This is a genomic window from Vibrio hepatarius (assembly GCF_001274785.1).
Taxonomy (GTDB): Bacteria; Pseudomonadota; Gammaproteobacteria; order Enterobacterales; family Vibrionaceae; genus Vibrio; species Vibrio hepatarius.
Genome location: NZ_LHPI01000086.1, coordinates 1 through 258, shown reverse-complemented (window position 1 = coordinate 258; position 258 = coordinate 1). Strand labels below are relative to the sequence as shown.

1 pseudogene is annotated in these 258 nt (G+C 50.0%); it reads right to left on the bottom strand.

Annotated features, from left to right (window positions below):
- Positions 1-258: pseudogene (locus AKJ31_RS22380) on the bottom strand (amino acid ABC transporter substrate-binding protein); the annotation flags it as partial.

Here is a 258-nt window from a genome sequence, read left to right as displayed (position 1 = left end):
TGAGGAACGCATGCCTACCGTGCGTTCAAAGCTCTCGCCGTAGTTACCCACTTGTTTGATGACCTGGTAACTCCAGTCGTCATTCAGGCCAAGTCCTTTGCCTTTAGGCCCTGACAAACCGATTAGACGGAGAATGTCGGGGTCATTAGATGCCTTCATGTCGTCCACATTGTGTGAGGATACTCCCAGCTCTTCAGCTTGTATCATGGTGAATAACGTCCATTTCACAATATTGAACCACAGGTCATCGCCCTGGCG